This window comes from Vibrio hepatarius (assembly GCF_001274785.1).
GTDB lineage: Bacteria > Pseudomonadota > Gammaproteobacteria > Enterobacterales > Vibrionaceae > Vibrio > Vibrio hepatarius.
Map to the genome: position 1 here is coordinate 183,903 of NZ_LHPI01000003.1, position 22,695 is coordinate 206,597.

Sequence of the window (22,695 nt, forward strand, 5' to 3'; positions counted from 1 at the left end):
TTCTAAGAGTTTGAACCTTTTGCGGATCATCATCACATCTTATTAACAAAATGCCTTAAACAATGGCTTACGATGAGCAACTGATTTCCATTTTCTTGCCCCAATCAGGCGGTAAATTGGCGTAGGCGTCGTTTTCAGGTTGCTCAGCATATGGCTGTTTCAATAGCTCAGCTAACGCATGAACTTCACTGAAATCACCCTCTTCCGCTTTGTCGATAGCGATTTGAGCTAAGTAATTACGTAGAATGTACTTAGGGTTGACCGCCCGCATCGCTTCGCAACGATCCTGCGCAGAAAGTGCCTCACCTTGTTGGTTCACCTCGCAGTCGCAACGAGCGAGATACAGTTCTAACCAAGTTTTAGCCGCTTGCCTGTCGACAAATAAGTCTTCGACAACAGAGGTAGGTTGTTGGTCTAAATTGGAGAGTTCACGCATAAATCGCGTGTAATCGACGCTGTTTTGATGCAATAACTCGAACATTGATTGAAACAGCTGGCTATCTCGGTCGAGCTTACTATGCAGTCCTAACTTATCGCGCATCAGTTTGCTGAACAGCTTGCTGAGCTTACTTTCAAACTGGCCTAAAGAAGACTCTAATGCACCTCTCTCAATCAACGGTGAAAGCGCGTGCGCCAGAGCAGATAAGTTCCACAGAGCGACTCTTGGTTGTTGATCAAACGCATAGCGCCCTTGATAGTCAGAGTGATTGCAGATATAGCCAGGTTCATAATCATCTAAAAAGCCAAATGGACCATAATCAAACGTCTGACCTAATATCGACATATTGTCGGTGTTCATCACCCCATGTGCAAAACCATATGCTTGCCAGTACGCGATCATTTGCGCCGTTTTATCGACTATTTTCTCGAACATCGCCGCGTAAGGCTGGGGTTCTTTGTTGCACTCAGGCCAGTACCATTCGATGACTTTGTCGGCCAAAAGTGTTAACTCGGCCATCTGGTTGGTATAAAAGAAGTGCTCAAAATGACCAAAACGAATGTGGCTTTCCGCGACACGTAACAATAGCGCACCTTGCTCTGTTTTTTCCCGATAGACAGGAGTGTCACTGGTTAACATGCCTAGCGCGCGAGTTGTGGGGATACCCAACCCCGCCATCGCTTCACTGCACAAGTATTCGCGAATAGTAGAACGTAGCACGGCTCGACCATCGCCCATGCGCGAATATGGCGTAAGACCAGCACCTTTTAGATGTAAATCAAAAACTTGACCGTTTTTGCTTGTCAGTTCTCCTAACAATAATCCCCTTCCATCACCCAGATCAGGGTTGTACACACCAAACTGATGCCCAGCGTACTTCATCGCAAGGGAAGGGACAGAATCTGAAACCATTTCTCCGGCCAAAAAGTCTTTTAAATCACCTTGTGGCGATTGTTCTGGCAGCGAAAGTTGAATCGCTAAAGCACTATTCCAAGCAACCCAACGAGTGTTCGTTAAGGGTTGAGGAAGTACTGGCGTGAAGAATGCGCGAGGTAACTCGGCAAATCGGTTAGTCAGGAAAATTGAAGTGAGAAACGACATACACAATCTTTTAACATGAGTTTGTCGCCGAACGTATCACAGAGATAGCGAGAAAATCTACTAAGCTGCCCTAATAAATTCATCGAGAAGTAAGTAACCACAAACTTACTAAGGCTTAGCTTGACTATGATTGTTATTGATTAAACAAGCGCAAACATCACAACCATACCTACTAATGCAAAAATACAAGTACGGCTAATTACGCCAAAATGAGTAGGCCTGATCATTTCTTGGTGTTGCATATCGCCCTCTTTGAGCATTGTTTTGTTACATACTGATTACAATATGATAAAAGTTAGCGAATTACTCAACAGTGAAATGCGTGAACTTTTTATTACAGCCAAACAAAGCGGTTTTATCACAAGGCATTGCAAACAAGCTCATATCTCACACCCAAGCTGTTAACTATATCAACTAATGGCTTAACTCCCCTTATATTTCATCTCTCAATTCGACTAAGTTACAGTACGCACACACTAAAGTTTGAACTAAAATAACCGTAGTTTTTTAGATGATTTTGTCGGGGGTAACTATGAATCAATGGATGCAGAACATTGCACTGCACCGTTTAATGTTAATATTATCAGGAGTCCCAATAGTATTGGCGCTAGTCGCTGCTATTAAACTTATCTCCACTCATCAACACACAGTTGATGTTGCGCATGAAGATAGTGAAACCATTAAACTAGTACTTTTGTATGATGATTTAGCTCATAATTTAGCAGTAGAACGCGGATTAACGGCCGGTGTTCTTGGCAGTAAAGGCAACCCAAAACAAGTTGAAGCATTGCAAAAGCAGCGCGCAAATACTGATGCAGGCATCACCGCGTTACAGCAATACACCCCTGAGTACTTACTACCTGCATTCACAAACTCACTCGCCGATGACGTATTTAGTCAGCTTTCACAAATCAAACAAGTTCGAGCTCAAGTCGACAAGTTAGCCCCTCAGATCTCCCCTTTTGCTTATTATTCTAATCTGAACCAACTCAGTATCGATAACGCTTCTCTGCTCACTTCGAACATTGCAAATGAAAGCATTTCTGACCTTGGCCAAGCGCTAATTGCAATTGTCAGAATGAAAGAGCGCGCAGGTCAGGTCCGTGGCGCACTGAATGGCGCGTTTTCTCGCCGCAGCTCAGACATTGGACAATACACCGCGATAGAACAATATTTGGCTGCTGGTAAGTACGCAGAGCGACAAGCTAAGCAGACACTCACCCCTGAATTTTCAGCACAACTAACCCAAGCCTCGCAAACCAATACATGGAAAGAGGTTGAAAAGGTTCAACAACTTTACTTAAGTCAAAAAGCCAACCTTGCCTCGCTACAAGGTCCGGAGCCAACCCAATGGTTTGCTGCGGCAACCGAACGCATCAAGCTGATTAACCAAATCCGTAATGGTATTCAGGCTGAAATGTTGGCAATGACCGACCGAGCCGCTTCTTCCGCAGCCACCCAATCTATGACAATTATCGCTTTATCCGTCAGCCTCGCCGCAATTTTAATCTTCTGCGTCCTAATGTGCGTCAAAAGCTTAAAGAGCCGTGTCGGCGTGTTGACCTCGATGCTGGCGAATATGTCCAACGACAGAAACCTTAGCATCACATTGCCTTCGTCAGGGCGCGATGAAATGTCGCAAGTTGCGCAGAGCATCAATGGCTTAACCATCAGTATCAAACAGCTGCTGAGTAATGTCATGGAGAGTAACGAACACAGTAACTCGCGCCTCGATCAAATCGTAAAAAGCTCCGATGACTTGGGGTCAAGTAGCCAAGCGACTGCAGACAAGTGTGGAAATATTGCCGCCGCAATGACCGAGTTGTCTCAATCGAGCTTAGAAATCGCCACGTCATCAGAGCGCGCTTTGGCGGAAACTGAGCAGATGACGAATCAGGTTCTGAGTTGTCAGAAACAGAGCCAAGCGTCATACGATATTGTGCGTGGTCTTGTTAGCCAAATTGAACAGACCCAAACGTGTATGCATCAGCTCGAGAAAGACGCGGAAAGCGTCAGCAAGATTGTTGATACGATCAATGGCATCTCTGAACAAACCAATCTTTTAGCACTCAACGCAGCTATTGAGGCGGCTCGAGCGGGAGAACACGGCCGAGGTTTTGCGGTGGTATCGTCAGAAGTAAGAGATCTAGCACAGCGCAGTAAAGACGCAACCGAGCATATTTCTCAGCTGTTGGCTAACATCACCACCAATACCCAAACTGCAGTGAGCAACATGGGTAAAAGCCGCGATGCGACAGACTCAACGTTTGAGTCAGTATCGGTTGTAAATAGCAGTGTTTCTGAATTGGAATCGCTAATTGAGACGGTGAACGAGCACATTACGACTATTGCCAACTCAACAATTGAGCAGTCTAAGGCAAGTGAAGCTGTCGATCAGGATGTCGACGTATTAACGGAAATTGCGCGCAATACCGGCGAATTGGCAGAAAATATGAATGATATTGTGTCTAACTATCGCGTTGAAGTGCAAGATGTACAAAATCAACTTCAAGAGTTTAAGTTAGCTTAAGCAATGTAATAACAAGTTATTTATGTGAAAAAAATGCCAGTCTTACGACTGGCATTTTTAATCAATTAGTCCATGTGGAACTGAATGGCATCGACATACGCACCTGAAGACCAAACCGAGATTGCCGCTATTTCGTCATCCTCTGACAGTGTAACTGTCTCTGTTTTCAGGTTGTACGAGTACTTCTTATAACCATAAGAAAGAACTGTACCATTGTGGTAAGTGAATTTTAACTTCACGATGTGGTTGCTACCCCAGTAATAAGTACCTGATGTTACTTCGATTGAAGCCACTTGGTCCAAATCAACTGGCGTACGTAAACCACCACCGTTCCCACCAACCATATTGTGGTAGTCAGCGCCCATAGCATCGATAATCCAACCAGAACGAATGAACAAGTCATCGTCCAACTCTACTTTCACTGAGTTACCTGAAGGAAAACCAAAAATACCAGAGCTCTTACCTTCGTCTTTGGCTAAAGTACTTGAACGGTAAGTATTGTGCGTCGACCAACTTGGCTTGTATTCTTCCGGAATCGTACCGTCTTGGTTGATATTACTCTGGTTAAATGAGTGTTGGTTCCAAATACGGGTCGCATTCTTCCATGGTTTGTCTGCATTTGCTGAGTTGTACACGTACACACCACGGTTGTATGAGTAACGAGAGTCATAGTCGTTAGCGACAACAATAAGCTCTGCATCATCATCGCCGGCTAAATCCACAACCATCGGGATTTCCCATAGCGAGCCTGTCGTGTTTTTAATCGACGCTAATACTAAACCACTGCGACCATCAAGAATACGCACTCGGTTCTGGTCCTGAATAATGACTTCATCAATACCGTCAGCATCAAAGTCGTACGCCGATACACCAATCTTACCACTGGTAATATCATCATTTGCTACAGACCAAGCTAACTTGCCATCAACGTCATACATGTCTACTGCATTGTAGCCAGCATAAACGATACCAGTGTTGTTAACGGCTTGCTGAGACGACAACTCAAATTGAATCGCTTCAACTAACCAACCATTTGACCATACATTGACTGCACTGATCTTTTTGCCTTCTGGTACAACAAAGTAATCCGTACTCTGCCAGTAAGATGAGTTTTTAGAACCGAACATCACTGACGAACCATCTTTCATAAAAAACTTCATCGCCAATAGATGCTTACCACCCCAATAATATGCACCCGACGTAATCGCAATCTTTTCTACTTTGGTCAGATCAACGGGAGCATTAGTGTGGCCACCTTCGCCGCCAAAGAGGTTTTGTGACGTTGTACCAACAGCATCAATCGCAAGACCAGAGTTCACGTATAGTAGATTGTTATCTTCTACAGTTAGGTTTTCATCTTCGCCATATTCGTAACCAAATAACTTCGATTTTTCTACAGTGACTTTTGCTTTTTCGCCCAAGAAGTTTGAAATAGCTTGAACACCACCACCAGGGTTGCTGATATTGGTCACCGTCCACTTGGTTGTGCCATCGTGTTCAAGTACTGAGAATGAACTGTTCTGCGCAGTAGCGTAAGTTGCAGGTGTAGAAACGACAAGCTCTGGTTGAGCATCATCGTCTAAATTCGCCACCGAAGAGAACCAAACGCGATCGTTTGACTGGTAGGTCCATAATGCAGAACCATCTGTATCGAACATCGTCTTAGCGGCAAAAACTTCTTGTTCGCCATCACTATCAATATCAAGTGCAATCGGTGCAGACGCCCAAGTATAGTTGTATACCAGCATTCCTGTGTCGTAGTTATACACACCGTCTGGCGCAATAATTTCAATTGAGCCATCGTTATTTAAATCAGCAATAGAGAACTGACCAACGGTAGACCAACCTTGGGTAAACTTATCAATTTTCTTTTTGATATTTCCTTTGTGGTCAAGAACGCTGTAGAAATCGTCTTCAAGCTTGCTCGTAACTATTTCAACGATGCCATCACCATCTAAATCAGCCGCTGCTACTGAGTAACGCGCATCAGCGATTATGCCGCCATTTGCGTAATTCCAAAGCTCTGAACCGTCGACACCACTTAGCGCACGAACCAAGGCACCATCTTTATATTTGTTGTCTTCAAAGGTAACAACGATAATATCCGCTACATCTTGGTTGTTAATCTGTCCATCATTATTATCATCGTTCAGTTGTACAACAACTGGCGAAACCATTACTTGGTCAAACTCAGGCATAAAGTCACTGCCTTGCCAAGACCAAGTTAATTTAGGCTCAATCGCTTGTTCTTTCGCTACTACGCGCATCGACTTAGGAGCCGAGAAATCTAAGAACTGGCCGTTGTAAGCTTTTACCGACTCAAGCTCTTGGTTTGGTGTGTAACCCGTAAAAACAGCTAAATGATTGTAAGATAGGTTATCCCAATCGCTTAGCATGACACCCGTACCCGGTGCAGCTAAAACGTCGACTTCGTGTTTGTAGATAAACGATGGTAGTGAGTAGCCAGAACGTTCACCCACTTTTAAACAATATTTTTCACCTGTTTCAAGACTAATAATACAACCTTCTCCTTCGGCAACGGATGCCAAAGCAGGCAATACATTCAAAGACATTAACGCTGCGGTTAATGTAATAAGCTTGCGCTCCATTAGGATTTCCCTTTAATGTTTATTAGAGCTGCAAATATCAGACTACACGCGAACAAGTTCAACCGTTATTAATAAAATTATTGGCGCAATAATGAGACATCTCATTCTTGAAACAGAGTGTTAGCTTTAGAGTTGAATTATTTATTGTCTGAGTCACAAATATAGAAAAATGCCGAATTAAATTCAGAGAAAAGAAATAAATATGAAACAGAAATAACGGCTATTTAATTCGACGAGAAAAATTTCACAAATATATTAGTTAAGGTGAGATATAAATCGAGGGAATAAACCTAATACTGGCCAAGGCTCAAGGCGTTTAAAGGTATTCTAGCGCAAGGACAGCGAGATTCTTACGAAATCACCATCTTCAAACTCTACTTTATGCTCAAAGATTGAAGACGAGTAAACGCTGCGAATAAACGCACTTTTTTCGCCATGTGTACCACGAAACAACATTGAAATGTCGCTCACAAGACGATTTCGATTATCGAAGTGCGCGTTAAGATCGTTCGATAACACACACAGCAAGCAGCCTTTAGGGTTGAAGTTAAGGTCAACCTTCTCCGGACTCGAAACTAACACCGTTGTATTCAGCTCTTTTTCAATCATGTTGATTAACAGCAGAAAGCTATCTAGATGCGGCAGCTCATCACCACGCAGTGGCGTGAGTAAGTTACCCAACATCGCTTCCATATCAAGACTCTGCGAGCGCGCATGAGTGACCAGAGAGCGGATCTTCTTTTTAAAAGGCTTATATTTTTTGCTGTTGGCTGATTTGTTCAGCCACGCGGAAAGAATGTCGTTGATTTCACCACGAGTTTTGCGGCTAATCGACTTGGCACTGTGATTAGTACGCAGGTGCAGCAGTGCATGGAGCGCTAGGTCCGATAGCAAAGGTTCAAATTCAGGTTTTATCTTGGTATGGATACTGCGCATGGTGCCTTAGACGTATAGTGCTCGACGAGAACTGACACGTTCGCTGACGGTCAGGGAGCGACATGCTACCGAAAAGCATTGCGTATGTACAGTTCAAACGTTAAGCAAAACCAATACCAAGTTAGAATAACTCATCAAAGAATCACTTTTATTTAAACGAATAGTAACGATTGCAATGACTACTGCTTAAATATTTCCGCGACAAATTCTTTGAAATATTGAATTTTACGCACTGATTTGGCACCGACTGGATAAAGAAACGAGATTGGCGCATTGTCGTTGCACAAACTGCCCGGCATCACTTCCACCAATGAACCATTAGCAAGCTCATCTTCAATCGCCAGATAAGATTTGATCGCCAAGCCACTCCCGTGTACAGCACCTTCCGTTAGCATGTCTGAGCTCGAAACAATCAACTTCTTTGCCATTTGGATTGAGTGATTGCTCTTGTTACCACATTTCACCGACAATTTTGTTTGCCAAGGTAAGCACACCCAAGATGCTTGCTGCAGTTTTGCTAGCGAATCAATTACACCTTCACGCGCGATATAATCCGGCGAAGCACAGATCACTCGTTTGTTCTCTGCTAGCTTATAGCCAACCATCGAGCTGTCCGTGAGTTCGCCGACACGAATCGCGCAATCCGTCATCTCTTCGGCCAAAGGTACAAAACGGTCGGTCACATTAAATTCGAGTGTCAGCTCTGGGTGAGCATCTTTAAACTGATACAAACGCGGCATGATGAACTGTTTCAGCACCCAAGGTGACATCGTCACTCTCAGGTGGCCTCTTAGTTGCGTTGAACGTCCGCTGATCGCGCACTCAGCTTCTTGCAGATCTTCGAGGATGGACTCGATTCGCTCCAAAAATCGGGCACCTTCATCGCTGAGTTTCAATGAACGATTGCTACGGTGGAACAACGCCACTTTCAAAGACTGTTCGATTTTGGCTAAGCGATGACTGGTTGTCGCTACCGAGATTCCGAGCACCCGCGCGGCTGGTGAGATACCACCGTGCTTCGCTACGGCAACAAAAGTTTCTAGATCACTAACACTATACATTTCGAAATTTTAGAAAGCTGCTTTCATTTATTAGTCATATTATCCAATAAATTCTAACAATAGAATGTTTGTTATTCGTTAATCAAACTTGGATAACACCTCTAGGAGTTCGAATGGACAAGACTGAGTACCACCCACCCAAAGTCTGGACATGGGATGCTGAATCTGGTGGAGAGTGGGCAAAGATCAATCGCCCAACCGCCGGAGCACGTTACGAGTCCACCTTGCCGACGGGCCAACATGCCTTAAGGCTCTACTCTTTGGCGACGCCCAACGGCCAGAAAGTCACCATCATGTTAGAAGAATTGCTAGAGCTAGGTATCGAAGCTGCCGAATACGATGCATACATGATTAAGATTGGGGATGGAGAACAGTTTTCCTCTGGCTTTACTGAATTGAACCCCAACTCAAAAATACCTGCATTGTTTGACACTAAGAATAACGTTCGCGTGTTTGAGTCAGGCTCTATCCTATTGTATTTAGCTGAGCAATTCGGTGCATTTTTACCAAGCGATGTCGCCAAGCGAGCAGAAACACTCAACTGGTTATTCTGGTTACAAGGCTCTGCACCTTACCTTGGCGGTGGCTTTGGACACTTTTATTACTACGCTCCAGAAAAGTTCCAGTACCCCATTAACCGCTTCACGATGGAAGTAAAAAGACAGCTTGATGTCCTGGATAAAGAGCTTGGCAAAAATCGCTACTTAGGCGGCGATGAGTACACCATCGCAGACATTGCGACGTGGCCTTGGTACGGCAACCTTGTACGTGGCTTACAGTATGACGCTGGCGAGTTTTTACAGGTTGACCAATACAAAAACGTTCAAAGATGGGCAGATGAAATCTCTAATCGTCCTGCTGTTCAACGAGGCCGACGCGTCAATCGTAACTGGGGACCTGAAGAAGAACAGCTCCCAGAGCGCCATAGCCGCGCAGACTTTGATTAACTACGACTCAATTTATTACTGATATATCCCAAATAACGAGAAATAACATATGCTTAAGTTTTACTACCACCCAACACCAAATCCAATGAAAGTGGCTTTATTCTTAGCCGAAGCTGGTATTCCGTTTGAACTGGTACCAGTAGACACGCTGAAAGGCGAGCAGCACAGCGCAGAGTTTCGTCAGGTAAACCCGAACGGTAAGCTGCCTGCTATCGACGACAACGGCACCACTGTATTTGATTCAACGGCTATCCTGCTCTACCTAGCGGAAAAGCATCAAACTTTGCTAGGTCAACCGCAAGATAAAGCTCAGTTACTATCATGGTTGATGTTCATCGGCACAGGGTTAGGTCCATTTTCTGGTCAGTCGGTACACTTCCATTACGCAGCGCCAGAATCACTAGACTACGCTAAGAACCGTTACATGCGTGAAACAGAGCGTCATTACTCGGTGCTAGACCAACATTTAGCTGGTAAAAATTACATTGTTGGTGATGAGCTAACAATTGCAGACATCTCTGCGTGGGGCTGGATTGATAAAGTCGAACGCGTACTAGGCGAAGGACGTTTGAGCGAATACCCGAACATCAAGGCTTGGTTTGAACATATTAACGCTCGCCCTGCGGTAGAAGTCGCTCGTTCATTTGGCAGCGATCATGAGTTTAAGAGCACCATGGATGACGAAGCGAAAAAAGCATTGTTCCCTTCGAACGCAAATCTAGCGTAAGGCGCAAATCGACTCATCAATATCATCTGGCTGGCGGTGCTAGCCAGATGATATTTAATCAGGGACAACTCTGCTGAAAATACATACGAACATATAAGCTCAACTGAATCGAAATTATCAAAAAACACACAGACGTTTAGACGTCTATATTGACATCTCTTCGACGTGCCAGTAGTCTTCTCCCCTCTTTATTGTCAAGATTGTCGTTTAAATGTCCTGTTCCCAAGATTCAACCAAAGTGACCAAAGCTTCTGCAGTCGCTCTTATTCCATTGGTGATTTTCCTTGCGCTGTTTATTGGCGTAGGTACTTACCTGTCTTTTCAAGGTGTTGAGTTCGCTTTCTATCAACTGCCTGCACCGATTGCGGCCTTGCCTGCGATCATCGTCGCGATTCTACTGAGTAAAGATTCCCTCAATCGGTCTATCGAACAGTTCATTCGTGGCGTTGGCCATCAAGACATCATCGCGATGTGTATGATTTATCTGCTGGCGGGCGCTTTTGCCGCCGTTGCCAAAGCCTCCGGTGGCGTTGACGCGACGGTAAACCTTGGACTTTCAGCGATTCCTACGAGCATGATTCTGCCAGGCATCTTTTTGATTTCTGCGTTTATTGCCACCGCGATGGGTACCTCGATGGGCACTATCGCTGCAGTTGCGCCCGTTGCGCTTGGCATCGCAGAATCAGCGGGCATGAGCCTGCCGCTAACTGCAGGTGTCGTACTGAGCGGCGCAATGTTTGGTGACAACCTTTCTATCATCTCAGACACCACTATCGCTGCTACTCGCTCGCAAGGTTGTGAGATGAAAGATAAATTCCGAGAGAACGTACGCATCGCTCTACCGGCCGCGTTCTTTGCGCTGGTCTTGTTTGCATTTAATAGCTCAGCAACCCAAACTCCAGAAACTGGTCCGATTGAGTGGCTAAAAGTACTGCCGTACATCACGATTCTAGTCTTGGCGGTCGCCGGTCTTAACGTGTTCGTTGTACTAACGATTGGCATTATTCTGGCGGGTACAGTCAGCTTAACATCTATCGATAGTTACGCCCTGACTGATTTGGGTAAGGATATTTACGCAGGTTTTGGCAACATGCAGGAAATCTTTTTGCTATCGATGTTGATTGGTGGCTTGAGTGAACTGATGCGCCGTCAAGGTGGTCTGGCATTTTTAACCAACTTTATCAGCCGTACTATCAAAGCGTTTGGTTCAAGCCACTCTTCGAAAGCGAACAGCCGAGCAAGCGAATTGGGTATTGCAAGCCTTGTGGCGATGGTGAATACCTGTACCGCGAACAACACAGTGGCGATCATTGTCTCTGGTAGTGTTGCGCGTGAACTGGCGGAAGAACATAACGTTACACCGCGTCGCTCAGCGAGCTTACTAGATATCTTCTCGTGCGTGATGCAAGGCATTTTGCCTTACGGCGCTCAAGTATTGCTGCTTGGCTCGGTATTCCAATTGTCGCCGTTAGAGATCGTCGCTAATTCCTATTACTGCTTTGCATTAGCAATTGCCGCGACACTGGCTGTGTTTTTCAAACACCCTCAACGTCGTAACGTTTCTGTCTCTACTCGCTAAATAGATAGCAGTTCACACCAAAAGCCAGTCTGAATCTAGACTGGCTTTTTTACGTCTATTAATCAGCAAAAACGAAAAAGCCCCGACAACTCGACGAGTTATCGGGGCTTTAGAATAAATGGCACGCCCTATTGGATTCGAACCAATGACCACATCCTTAGAAGGGACGTGCTCTATCCAGCTGAGCTAAGGGCGCGCTACAGGGACAGAATTATACGAGTTCAAACTCGTAACACAAGGGCTTTTCATAACATTCTGATCTGAGTGACTAAAAAAAGGTCACAAAGAGATATTTTGATTAAAAACGCCCCGAAGCAAACGTTTGCTTATAGATGTTCATCAAATTATTTGCGACAATGCGCTGCAAATAATTCGCCACTCTATTTTAAGGAAAGTCATGACTGCTCAAAATATCGATGGAACACTTATCTCTCAAACTGTTCGATCAGAAGTGGCTGCGCGAGTCAAAGCTCGTGTCGCAGCTGGTCTACGTGCGCCTGGTCTAGCGGTAGTGCTAGTGGGTGAAGACCCTGCATCTCAAGTGTATGTCGGCAGTAAGCGCCGCGCGTGTGAAGAAGTTGGCTTCGTTTCAAAGTCTTTTGACCTTCCAGCAAGCACAACGGAAGAAGAGTTATTGGCACTCATCGATGAGCTCAACGCTGATAATGAAATCGACGGCATTCTTGTCCAGCTACCGTTACCTGCGGGCATCGATTCGACGCACGTACTTGAGCGCATTAATCCTGAAAAAGACGTCGATGGCTTCCACCCATACAATGTGGGTCGTCTAGCTCAGCGCATTCCTAAACTGCGTTCATGTACGCCAAAAGGCATTATTACCCTGCTTGACCGTTACAATATCGAGCTCCGTGGCAAACACGCGGTTGTTGTCGGCGCGTCAAACATCGTTGGTCGCCCAATGACGCTTGAGTTACTACTGGCAGGCTGTACAACAACGACTTGTCACCGCTTTACGAAAGATCTAGAAAGTCACGTTCGCCAAGCAGACGTTGTCGTGGTTGCGGTTGGTAAAGCGAACTTTATTCCGGGGAACTGGATCAAAGAAGGCGCGGTTGTGGTTGATGTGGGTATCAACCGTCTCGATTCTGGCAAGCTGATCGGCGATGTGGAATACGATAAAGCGCGTGAACGCGCGAGCTTTATTACACCGGTTCCGGGTGGTGTTGGCCCAATGACAGTGGCGAGCCTAATTGAAAACACCATGCTGGCTTGTGAACAGTTCCATACTAAAAAGTAAACGAAAACTGCATTTCAGATAAACAAACGGGTAGTCTAATCGACTACCCGTTTTTGTATTCAGTGACGCTTACAAACTCATAATAACGCCAGCGATTGATGCGCTCATTAAGTTCGCCATTACACCAGCGGTGATCGCTCGAAAGCCATGTTTCGAGACAAACGCACGCTTTTCTGGCACCAAGGATCCCAAACCACCAATCAACATCGCCATACTGGAAATGTTCGCAAAGCCGCACAAAGCAAAGGTCACGATCGCTTGTGAGTGTTCGCTTAGCTGAGATTTCACTTCCGCGAGTTGAATAAAGGCGACAAACTCGTTCACCACGATCTTATTGCCGATCAAAGAACCCGCCGTCATCGCTTCGTTCCAAGGAATACCCAACAACCAAGCGACTGGTGCAAACAAGTAACCTAGGATCAACTCAAAGCTCAGCTCAACACCGATTAAGCCACCAAACCAGCCTAGCGTGCCGTTGAGTAATGCGATCACACTGATAAACGCAAGTAAGGTACCACCGACAGATACGGCAATGCGCACCCCTGCCATTGCGCCATCAGCCAGCGCTTCCACAACGTTAGTGGCGCGGGGAATTTCCACTTGGCTGATATCAATATCTGGCGTTGTCACTTCCGCTTCTGGCATCAGAATTTTCGCCATCAGCAAACCAGCTGGCGCTGACATGAACGCCGCCGCAATGAGGTAGTTAAGATCAACACCTAATGACGCATAACCCACCAGCGTACCACCCGCCACTGATGCTAAACCGCCCGTCATTACAGCAAAGAATTGTGAATCGCTCATGTGTCTTAGATACGGCTTTACCATCAGTGGCGCTTCGATGGTACCGACGAAAATGTTCGCCGTCGCAGAGAGGGATTCTGCACGACCGATACCCAGTAGTTTCTGGATCCCGCCACCGATGAAGTTAATCACACGTGGCATGACGCCGATATGGTAAAGACCAGAGATCAGCGCGGAGAAAAAGATGATGATACCAAGCACATTGATCGCAAAGGTAAAGCCGCTGGTTGCCAAGTTACCAAACAGAAAACCAATGCCTTCTTGACCGTAATCGATAAGGTTTGAGACAACACCACTCACTGCGGCTAGCGCTTCTCGACCTGCCGGAATGTAAAGCACCATTAAGGCAAAAGCGACTTGTAGACCAAACGCGAAAACGACTGTTTTTATCTTTATATTTTTTCTATTTGTAGAAAGTAGCCACGCGAGCGCGAAGATGGCTACGATTCCGAGTAGTGAGTTCATGGGAAATCCGACAAAAATAGGGAGTAAAAAATTGCGTCGGATAATATGCGGATAAAAATGAGATGCAAATCACTGTTGTTAATAAACTGTACCAGTCGCCGCTCAATAAACAACCATTGTAATAACTAGCTGTTTTATATAAAGATAAACGTTTGCTAATTTTTATCTTTTCTATATGAAAAATATGTTTCTGACAAAGGAAACAATCGCTTCGCTCGTTATTAGGCTTTTGAGCGCTGAAGATACGGCGCTAAACGCTTATCCCAGTAACACGGCGAACCGATTTTCTGTTTGATAAACTCAATGACCGCGGCAGTTTTCTTCGGCAAATAACGACGACTCGGGTACACGGCGTAAAACGGCATGTTCTGACTCGGCTGCCAGTCTGGAAGCAGTTGAATCAATTGCCCGTCTTTGAACTCGTCTCGGATTAGATATGTAGCCAAATACGCTATCCCCCACCCTGCGACCGCAGCGTCACGCACCGCTTCGGCCAAATCGACCGAGTAGTTACCTGAGACTTTGATATTGAGCTGTTCATCCGGCTTGGAAAACGACCAGCTGGTGTAGTCTCGCTCCCAACTGCGATAGATAAGACAGTTGTGCTCGACCAAGTCGTTCGGGTGATGAGGAGTATCGTGCTTCACTAGGTATTCTGGCGATGCAGCAACAACGAACTTACTGTCAGCTAGGCGCTGCGCTACGTAGCCTTCGGGTAAAGTTTCGTTGTTGGTGATCCAAAGATCCAGACCTTCTTGCAACATATCGACTCGATAGTCGAACAAATGCATCTCCACTTGTAAGTTTGGGTATTGCACCCTGAGCGCGTCTATCGCCGGTAAGATATGAAGTGACCCAAACGACTGCGACAAACCAATCTTTATCAACCCAGCCACTTCATCACGTTGGCTTTCTACCTCTCGCTGCGCTTCTTCCACGGTTTCAACAATCCGTTGGCAGTGATTAAAGAACTGCTCCCCCGCTTCGGTGGGCGTAAAACTGCGGGTTGTACGCTGCACCAACTTCACGCCGAGTGATTCTTCAAGCAAGGCAAGTTGTTTACTCACATGCGACACAGAAACCCCAAGGCTACGCGCCGCAGCAGTAAAGTTTTTGTGTGTCAGTAGCGCGGAAAACACCACCATTTGAGAGGCACGATCAGATAACACGAAATCTCCAGAAATTAAAAGGGGCTCATTTGAGCCCCTGAATTGACGATTATAGTACGATTCTATCGGCCAGATGGCTGACCGCCAATGCGAAGTAGTAAGAGCGATTCCACTTCATCAACACATTGTAGTTATTGTAGACAAGGTAAACGCGACCATTGGCATCATCCGGTGCAATCAACCACGCTTTAATGTCTTCATCGAGTTTTGGTAACGGGCGACCGTCGTAACGCGTGATGCCCATTTCACTCCACTCTTGAAGGTACTTGCCCTTCTCTTCACTGCGACCTTGGATGCTGGTATCAAAGCCATGTGGCAGCTTCACTTGGCGTCCCCAAGTGTATTTATCTTGCCAGCCTGATTGGCTCAAATAATTAGCCGCCGAGGCAAACACGTCGGCCTCAGTATTCCAAATATCTTTCTTCCCGTCGCCATTGCCATCTGCAGCAAACGACAAGAACGAACTTGGCATAAACTGGCACTGACCCATTGCACCCGCCCAAGAACCTTTCATTTCTTGCGCCGAAATGTGCCCTTGTTCGAGGATTGTCAGCGCCGCCATGGTTTCTTTACGGAAAAACTCTTCACGTCGTCCGTCGTAAGCCATCGTCGACAACGCATCAATCACACTGTAGTGGCCAGTAAAACGACCAAAGTTACTTTCTACACCCCAAAGCGCGACGATAAATCTTGGCTGTACACCGTATTCTTCGCCGATTTTCACTAACTCATCGTAGTGCTTTTCGTACAGTTCTTTGGCTTGTTTTACTTTCCAATCTGGCACCGCGCGCGGAATGTACTCATCCAGCGTGAGCTTTTTCTCAGGCTGGTTGCGGTCCGCTGTAATCGCTCTTGGTTTGTAAGTGACGTCTTCAAACGCCACTGAAATAACCTGTTCCGAAATCCCTTTGGTTCTTGCTTCCTGTTTTAACCCTTCGACGTACTGCGCAAATTCTGCCTCGTTGGCAAACACTGAGCTAGCAATCGTCGTACCTAGTATGACTGACAATAACTTCTTCACATTGCCCTCCTTGAGCAACTTCTTGAAGCGAGTCCGCTTTTATTATTCTTCGGACTGCTGACGAGCTTTCTTCTGCTCTTTGTATTCATCTAACAGATTCTTTGGTGGTGGCGGTAACTGTAAGAAGAACCCGTCCGTTTCCAAAGACTGCTTCACTTTTTCAATATCGACAGAGGCAAGTTGACGACCGTCTAACTTGATCACCATAACCATGGTAGGTTTGCCAAACATCTGCATCAATGTGTCAGGAACTTGTGAAAAATCATCCTTTTTAGGGATGTAGAGGTAAGCGCCTTCTTTTTTAGAACTTTTGTAAATTGCACAAAGCATGGGAAGCCTTTTGTCCGTTTCTATTCAATGAACGTCAATGTTTCGCTATTTTTTAACGCAAAACACTCAATTGAGCGCAAGATAACTTGCTGAGCTTATTGTGGGAATATAACATGACAACCCTAGTCTCAGGCAACGTCCTTACGAGGTTCTCAGTAAAAGATGTCACATTCACCCGACCTAAAAGGCAGTAGCTTTACATTGTCTGTTTTACACCTTAACGACAATGATATAGAAAAAACGGTCAATTTCCTCAATGAAAAAGTCGAACAAGCTCCGGCGTTTTTTGCTTCCGCTCCGGTTGTGATCAATATTTCAAACGTTGATGGTGAGATTGATTTTCATGCATTGAAGCAAGGTATCGCTGACGCGGGTATGATTCCGGTCGGTGTCACTGGCTGTAAAGATAAGCGCACCCAAAATTTAGCGTCTGAAGCGTCTTTTGCAATTATGTCTGCAAGCAAATCTCCAAGTCAGGCGCCAGCGAAAATGGCACCGACCAAAGTTGTCCGCGCGCCAGTCCGTTCAGGACAACAAATCTATGCCAAAGATTGCGATCTTGTGGTTCTTAACCACGTTAGCGAAGGTGCTGAAGTCATCGCCGATGGTTCGATCCATATTCACGGCACTTTACGTGGACGGGCAATTGCGGGTGCAAGCGGTAACAAAGACGCGGTGATCATCTGTAACAAGCTCAACGCAGAGCTGATGTCTATCGCAGGTCATTACTGGCTAACGGAACAATTTTCCGAAGAATATTGGCAACAAAAAGTATTGTTTAGCTTGAACGAAGACTCTCTCAAGTTCGAACTGTTAACGATTTAAGATAATAAGGAACAAATAATGGCACGCATTATTGTCGTAACGTCAGGTAAAGGCGGTGTGGGCAAAACCACATCTAGTGCCGCGATCGCGTCAGGTCTAGCGGTAAAAGGAAAGAAAACAGCAGTTATCGATTTTGATATTGGCTTGCGTAACCTTGACCTCATCATGGGTTGTGAGCGCCGCGTAGTCTACGACTTCGTTAACGTTATCAACGGTGAAGCAACGCTAAACCAAGCGCTGATTAAAGACAAACGCACCGATAACCTATTCATCTTGCCGGCGTCACAAACGCGCGACAAAGACGCACTGACCATCGACGGTGTGCGCCGCATTCTCGACGAGTTGGACGAGATGGGTTTTGACTTCATCATCTGTGATTCACCAGCGGGTATCGAGCAAGGTGCACTAATGGCGCTGTACTTCGCAGACGAAGCGATCATTACGACCAACCCTGAAGTTTCTTCTGTTCGCGACTCGGATCGAATCCTTGGTATTTTGGACTCTAAATCTTACCGCGCAGAGCAAGGCCTAGAGCCAGTGAAGCAGCACCTCTTGCTGACTCGCTACAACCCAGCACGCGTAAATCAAGGTGAAATGCTGAGCGTAGAAGACGTCGAAGAGATCCTACACATCTCTCTATTGGGCGTTATCCCTGAAAGCCAGGCGGTACTTAACGCGTCAAACAAAGGTGTACCAGTTAGCTTCGACGAAGAGTCTGACGCTGGCATGGCCTACAATGATACCGTAGAGCGTCTGCTCGGTGAGCAAGTGGACTTCCGCTTCCTGACTGAACAGAAAAAAGGAATCTTTAAACGACTATTTGGAGGCTAAACCGGCATGTCATTACTTGAATTTTTCCGTCCACAGAAAAAGACAACAGCAAATTTAGCCAAAGAGCGCTTACAGATCATCGTTGCGGAGCGTCGCAGTCAAGACGATCCTGCACCATCTTACTTACCGCAACTGAAAGAAGATATCCTCAAGGTTATCGGTAAGTACGTTGCTATCGATCCTTCTATGGTTGACCTAACGTTTGAGCACAAAGACGACGACATTTCGGTGTTGGAGCTCAACGTTAAGCTACCAGAAGACGAAAAATAAAACGCCCTGAAGACCCTCACTAGAGGGTTTTCTTTTATCTGCGTTGACCCAAGTTACGCACTTTCATCCACCACGGTCTCGAATCCACCAAAGATTAAGCGAGAAGCATCAAACGGCATCCTCTCTTTCTCCTGCTCAATCCGAGGATCTTGCATGACTTTGCTAACCATCTGATCGCGAACTTGCTTTGATGGCCAGACAATCCAAGAAAACACCACTGATTCTCCCGCCGCGAGCTTAACCGCCATCTTCATCGACGTCATTTTGCCATCTGGGACATCGTCTTCCCAGCACTCAACATATTGAGTCGCACCGTATTCAATAAACACCTTCGCAACCCGCTGGGTATGTTCAATATAGAGTTGTTTGTTCTCTTCTGGCACGGCAGCAACAAAACCATCAACGTAGCTCATGCGCACCTCCTTACGTTATTTGCCCAAACGTTAAGTGTAGACAACTGAGCAACCCCATTTGCGCACAACGAAAAAAAGCCCCAGTCTTTCGACTAGGGCTTTGTTCTTTTCCCGATCAGTAGGTTTCGTGCTAGCGAAAACCTATCTCATAGCGCACGCTTACTTATGCGTTTGCTTTTTCTTTTTTCGCTTTAGGCGCATCTTTCGCTGATTCTTGGTCTGCTTTCTTCTTGATTACAGTAGTACCTTCGAAAGTTTCACCTTCAACAAAAGCTTTACCGTAGTAAGAAGCTAGTAGAACTTCTTTCAGCTCGCTGATTAGAGGGTAACGTGGGTTCGCACCAGTACATTGGTCATCGAACGCTTCTACCGCTAGCTCGTCTAGTTTCGCTACGAAATCAGACTCAGCAACACCTGCCGCTTGGATAGACATTGGGATGTCTAGGTTAACTTTTAGTTCATCCAACCATGCTAGTAGACGTTCAATCTTCTGAGCAGTGCGGTCACCTTCTTGACTTAGGCCTAGGTGGTCAGCAACTTCAGCGTAACGACGACGTGCTTGTGGACGGTCGTATTGAGAGAACGCAGTCTGTTTAGTTGGGTTGTCGTTCGCGTTGTAACGTACCACGTTAGAGATAAGTAGTGCGTTAGCTAGGCCGTGTGGCAAGTGGAACTCAGCACCTAGTTTGTGCGCCATTGAGTGACAAACACCTAAGAATGCGTTCGCAAACGCTACACCTGCGATAGTAGCTGCGTTGTGTACTTTCTCACGAGCGATTGGGTCATTTGCACCGTTCGCGTAGCTTGATGGTAGGTACTCTTTTAGCATCTTAAGTGCTTGAAGAGCTTGACCATCTGAGTATTCGTTCGCAAGAACAGATACGTAAGCTTCTAGAGCGTGAGTTACTGCATCGTAACCACCAAATGCTGTTAGAGACTTAGGCATGTTCATTACTAGGTTCGCATCAACGATAGCCATGTTTGGCGTGATTTCGTAGTCAGCTAGTGGGTATTTCGCACCAGTTTTGTCGTCAGTAACAACCGCGAATGGAGTAACTTCTGAACCAGTACCTGAAGTTGTAGTGATACATACAAGCTCAGCTTTCTTACCCATTTTAGGGAACTTGTAGATACGTTTACGGATGTCCATAAAGCGCATTGCTAGTTCTTCAAAGTGAGTTTCTGGGTGCTCGTACATTACCCACATGATCTTCGCAGCATCCATTGGTGAACCACCACCTAGAGCTAGAATCACGTCTGGTTGGTAGCTAGCCATTTGAGCCGCACCTTTTTCTACTACAGATAGTGTTGGGTCAGCTTCAACATCGAAGAATGTTTGAACTTCCATACCTTGAGCTTTAAGTAGGCTTACTACGTCATCTGCGTAACCGTTGTTGAATAGGAAACGGTCAGTTACTAGGAATGCACGTTTCTTGCCTTCTAGGTCGCCAAGCGCGATTGGAAGGCTACCACGACGGAAGTAGATTGACTTAGGTAGTTTATGCCACAACATGTTTTCAGCTCGCTTCGCTACAGTTTTCTTGTTGATTAGGTGTTTAGGACCTACGTTCTCAGAGATAGAGTTACCACCCCAAGAACCACAACCTAGCGTTAGAGATGGCGCAACGTTGAAGTTGTACAAGTCACCGATACCACCGTGAGTAGTCGGGATGTTAATTAGGATACGAGCTGTCTTCATCTTGTCACCGAAGTAACGGATACGGTCAGCGTTAGTATCTTGGTTAGTGTAAAGACCAGATGTGTGGCCGATACCACCGATCTCAACCATAGTTACCGCTTGAGCAACCGCGTCTTCGAAGTTGTCAGCACGGAATAGACCTAGTGTTGGAGATAGTTTCTCGTGAGCGAATGCGTCATCGTAAGAAACTTTACTCAGACCTTCACCAACAAGTACTTTAGTATCTGCAGGAACCTTAACACCCGCCATTTCAGCGATTGCATGTGCTGGTTGACCAACGATTTTCGCGTTTAGCGCGCCATCGATAAGAAGAACTTTGCGAACTTTTTCCGCTTCTGCTTTGCTTAGTACGTAAGCTTTGTGAGAAGCAAAACGCTCTTTCACTTCGTCGTACACTTCGTCAACTACGATTGCAGCCTGCTCAGAAGCACATACTACGCCGTTGTCGAAAGTCTTAGACATAAGGATAGAAGCCACTGCACGTTTGATGTCAGCAGTTTCGTCGATTACAACAGGAACGTTACCTGCACCTACACCGATTGCTGGCTTACCAGAAGAGTAAGCTGCTTTAACCATGCCTGGACCACCAGTTGCAAGGATAAGCGCGATGTCATCATGTTTCATTAGAGCGTTTGATAGCTCAACTGAAGGCTGGTCGATCCAACCGATGATGTCTTTTGGTGCGCCTGCTGCTACCGCTGCATCTAGAACAAGTTTAGCTGCGTCGTTAGTTGAGTTTTTCGCACGTGGGTGTGGTGAGAAGATAATACCGTTACGAGTCTTCAAAGAGATTAGAGATTTGAAGATCGCTGTAGAAGTTGGGTTAGTTGTTGGTACGATACCGCAAATGATACCTACTGGCTCAGCGATAGTCATAGTACCTAGGTTGTCATCCTCTTCTAGGATGCCGCAAGTCTGTTCGTCTTTGTATTTATTGTAGATAAATTCAGATGCAAAGTGGTTCTTGATTACTTTATCTTCAACAATACCCATACCAGATTCTGCAACCGCTTGTTGAGCGAGCGGGATACGAGCTTGGTTAGCTGCAAGAGACGCAGCGCGGAAGATTTTATCTACTTGCTCTTGAGAGTAAGTAGCGAACTCTTCTTGCGCTTTCTTAACGCGAGCAATCATTGCATCTAGTTCAGCCATATTAGTTACAGGCATAGGGATTCTCCTAAAATTAACAAATATTAAAAACTTTTTATTAAGCAAACTGCGCGTTATTGGTATCGATTCAGGCAGATTATCTTAGTAAATTGCTTTCAAGGCTGAGTATATTATTTCAGGTTGTGAAAAATATTGACTCAGATCAGTTATGAAAAAATAAATACCCAATAAGTGTTAGTTACATCGCACAAATCCACTTAAATAAATGAATTTAAAGGATTTAAATCACACTACATCGTTGAGCAAAATACCAGCAACTAGATACCTAGCCAGAAAAAACGGCAACAACCTGTAAAAAAGTTTCATTTTTTGACCACAAACTTACATGTGATCCGAAAACTATGTGCCACTGAGAGTATATGCATCACTCCCACTCACTCTACAAAACCTGCTGTTTTTTATCAAAAATGTGCAGATGTTAACGTTTATGTAAAACAGGTTGTTATATCACCCTGTATTTTACTTAACAAAGCATGTCATTTTTATTTACCAAACTTTCAAAAATTAGATT

At 45.4% G+C, this 22,695-nt stretch carries 18 protein-coding genes and 1 tRNA gene; 8 read left to right on the top strand and 11 right to left on the bottom strand.

Annotated elements, in window-relative coordinates; genetic code table 11:
* Positions 1-67: 67 nt before the first annotated feature.
* A complete protein-coding gene (locus tag AKJ31_RS06155) occupies positions 68-1,540 on the bottom strand; it encodes a protein adenylyltransferase SelO (protein WP_053408227.1) in 1,473 nt (490 codons plus the stop codon).
* Between the two features lie 532 nt (positions 1,541-2,072).
* Between AKJ31_RS06155 and AKJ31_RS06160 the strand changes: the two genes are divergently transcribed.
* A complete protein-coding gene (locus tag AKJ31_RS06160; RefSeq protein ID WP_053408228.1) occupies positions 2,073-4,070 on the top strand; it encodes a methyl-accepting chemotaxis protein in 1,998 nt (665 codons plus the stop codon).
* A gap of 65 nt (positions 4,071-4,135) precedes the next feature.
* On the opposite strand, the gene AKJ31_RS06165 is transcribed toward AKJ31_RS06160, so the two are convergent.
* The 3 genes from AKJ31_RS06165 to AKJ31_RS06175 form a co-directional block, all read right to left on the bottom strand.
* Positions 4,136-6,679 (bottom strand): beta-prism lectin domain-containing protein, encoded by a 2,544-nt coding sequence (locus AKJ31_RS06165; RefSeq protein WP_053408229.1) that lies wholly within the window; start codon positions 6,677-6,679, stop codon positions 4,136-4,138.
* Between the two features lie 327 nt (positions 6,680-7,006).
* On the bottom strand, positions 7,007-7,615 hold the full coding sequence (locus AKJ31_RS06170; RefSeq protein WP_053408230.1) for a DUF2913 family protein: 609 nt from the start codon (positions 7,613-7,615) through the stop codon (positions 7,007-7,009).
* A 179-nt stretch (positions 7,616-7,794) separates the two neighbouring features.
* Positions 7,795-8,676 carry a LysR family transcriptional regulator gene (locus tag AKJ31_RS06175; RefSeq protein ID WP_053408231.1) on the bottom strand — a complete coding sequence of 294 codons (882 nt, stop codon included), beginning with the start codon at positions 8,674-8,676 and terminating at the stop codon, positions 7,795-7,797.
* A 113-nt stretch (positions 8,677-8,789) separates the two neighbouring features.
* Here AKJ31_RS06175 and yghU point away from each other — a divergent pair, with 113 nt between their 5' ends.
* From yghU to AKJ31_RS06190, 3 genes are all read left to right on the top strand, one after another.
* Positions 8,790-9,623 carry a glutathione-dependent disulfide-bond oxidoreductase gene (yghU, locus tag AKJ31_RS06180; RefSeq protein WP_053408232.1) on the top strand — a complete coding sequence of 278 codons (834 nt, stop codon included), beginning with the start codon at positions 8,790-8,792 and terminating at the stop codon, positions 9,621-9,623.
* Between the two features lie 49 nt (positions 9,624-9,672).
* A complete protein-coding gene (locus AKJ31_RS06185) occupies positions 9,673-10,350 on the top strand; it encodes a glutathione S-transferase family protein (protein ID WP_053408233.1) in 678 nt (225 codons plus the stop codon).
* A gap of 211 nt (positions 10,351-10,561) precedes the next feature.
* Positions 10,562-11,929, top strand: coding sequence for a Na+/H+ antiporter NhaC family protein (locus AKJ31_RS06190; protein ID WP_053408234.1), 1,368 nt, complete (start codon positions 10,562-10,564; stop codon positions 11,927-11,929).
* A 119-nt stretch (positions 11,930-12,048) separates the two neighbouring features.
* On the opposite strand, the gene AKJ31_RS06195 is transcribed toward AKJ31_RS06190, so the two are convergent.
* Positions 12,049-12,125, bottom strand: a tRNA-Arg gene (locus tag AKJ31_RS06195).
* Positions 12,126-12,326: 201 nt separating this feature from the next.
* Here AKJ31_RS06195 and folD point away from each other — a divergent pair.
* Positions 12,327-13,187 (top strand): bifunctional methylenetetrahydrofolate dehydrogenase/methenyltetrahydrofolate cyclohydrolase FolD, encoded by an 861-nt coding sequence (gene folD, locus AKJ31_RS06200; RefSeq protein ID WP_053408235.1) that lies wholly within the window; start codon positions 12,327-12,329, stop codon positions 13,185-13,187.
* Between the two features lie 69 nt (positions 13,188-13,256).
* Here the strand turns inward: folD and AKJ31_RS06205 are convergent, their stop codons facing one another.
* The 4 genes from AKJ31_RS06205 to AKJ31_RS06220 form a co-directional block, all read right to left on the bottom strand.
* Entirely contained in the window at positions 13,257-14,456 is a 1,200-nt protein-coding gene (locus tag AKJ31_RS06205) for a NupC/NupG family nucleoside CNT transporter (protein ID WP_053408236.1), read from the bottom strand.
* A gap of 221 nt (positions 14,457-14,677) precedes the next feature.
* A complete protein-coding gene (locus AKJ31_RS06210) occupies positions 14,678-15,625 on the bottom strand; it encodes a LysR family transcriptional regulator (protein ID WP_053408237.1) in 948 nt (315 codons plus the stop codon).
* A gap of 49 nt (positions 15,626-15,674) precedes the next feature.
* Positions 15,675-16,646 carry a lytic murein transglycosylase gene (locus AKJ31_RS06215; RefSeq protein ID WP_053408238.1) on the bottom strand — a complete coding sequence of 324 codons (972 nt, stop codon included), beginning with the start codon at positions 16,644-16,646 and terminating at the stop codon, positions 15,675-15,677.
* Positions 16,647-16,688: 42 nt separating this feature from the next.
* On the bottom strand, positions 16,689-16,976 hold the full coding sequence (locus tag AKJ31_RS06220; RefSeq protein ID WP_053408239.1) for a YcgL domain-containing protein: 288 nt from the start codon (positions 16,974-16,976) through the stop codon (positions 16,689-16,691).
* A gap of 162 nt (positions 16,977-17,138) precedes the next feature.
* Between AKJ31_RS06220 and minC the strand changes: the two genes are divergently transcribed.
* Genes minC through minE form a run of 3 tightly spaced genes read left to right on the top strand, consistent with a single transcriptional unit; the run spans position 17,139 to position 18,902 of the window.
* A complete protein-coding gene (gene minC, locus AKJ31_RS06225; protein WP_053408240.1) occupies positions 17,139-17,801 on the top strand; it encodes a septum site-determining protein MinC in 663 nt (220 codons plus the stop codon).
* Positions 17,802-17,819: 18 nt separating this feature from the next.
* Positions 17,820-18,632, top strand: a complete 813-nt coding sequence (gene minD, locus AKJ31_RS06230) for a septum site-determining protein MinD (protein WP_053408241.1) — start codon at positions 17,820-17,822, stop codon at positions 18,630-18,632.
* Between the two features lie 6 nt (positions 18,633-18,638).
* Entirely contained in the window at positions 18,639-18,902 is a 264-nt protein-coding gene (gene minE, locus AKJ31_RS06235) for a cell division topological specificity factor MinE (protein WP_053408242.1), read from the top strand.
* A 53-nt stretch (positions 18,903-18,955) separates the two neighbouring features.
* Here minE and AKJ31_RS06240 read toward each other — a convergent pair whose 3' ends face one another.
* Together AKJ31_RS06240 and adhE are read right to left on the bottom strand one after the other, a co-directional pair.
* Entirely contained in the window at positions 18,956-19,315 is a 360-nt protein-coding gene (locus tag AKJ31_RS06240) for a DUF1428 domain-containing protein (protein ID WP_053408243.1), read from the bottom strand.
* 163 nt (positions 19,316-19,478) lie between these two features.
* Entirely contained in the window at positions 19,479-22,181 is a 2,703-nt protein-coding gene (adhE, locus tag AKJ31_RS06245; RefSeq protein ID WP_053408244.1) for a bifunctional acetaldehyde-CoA/alcohol dehydrogenase, read from the bottom strand.
* Between the last annotated feature and the right edge of the window lie 514 nt (positions 22,182-22,695).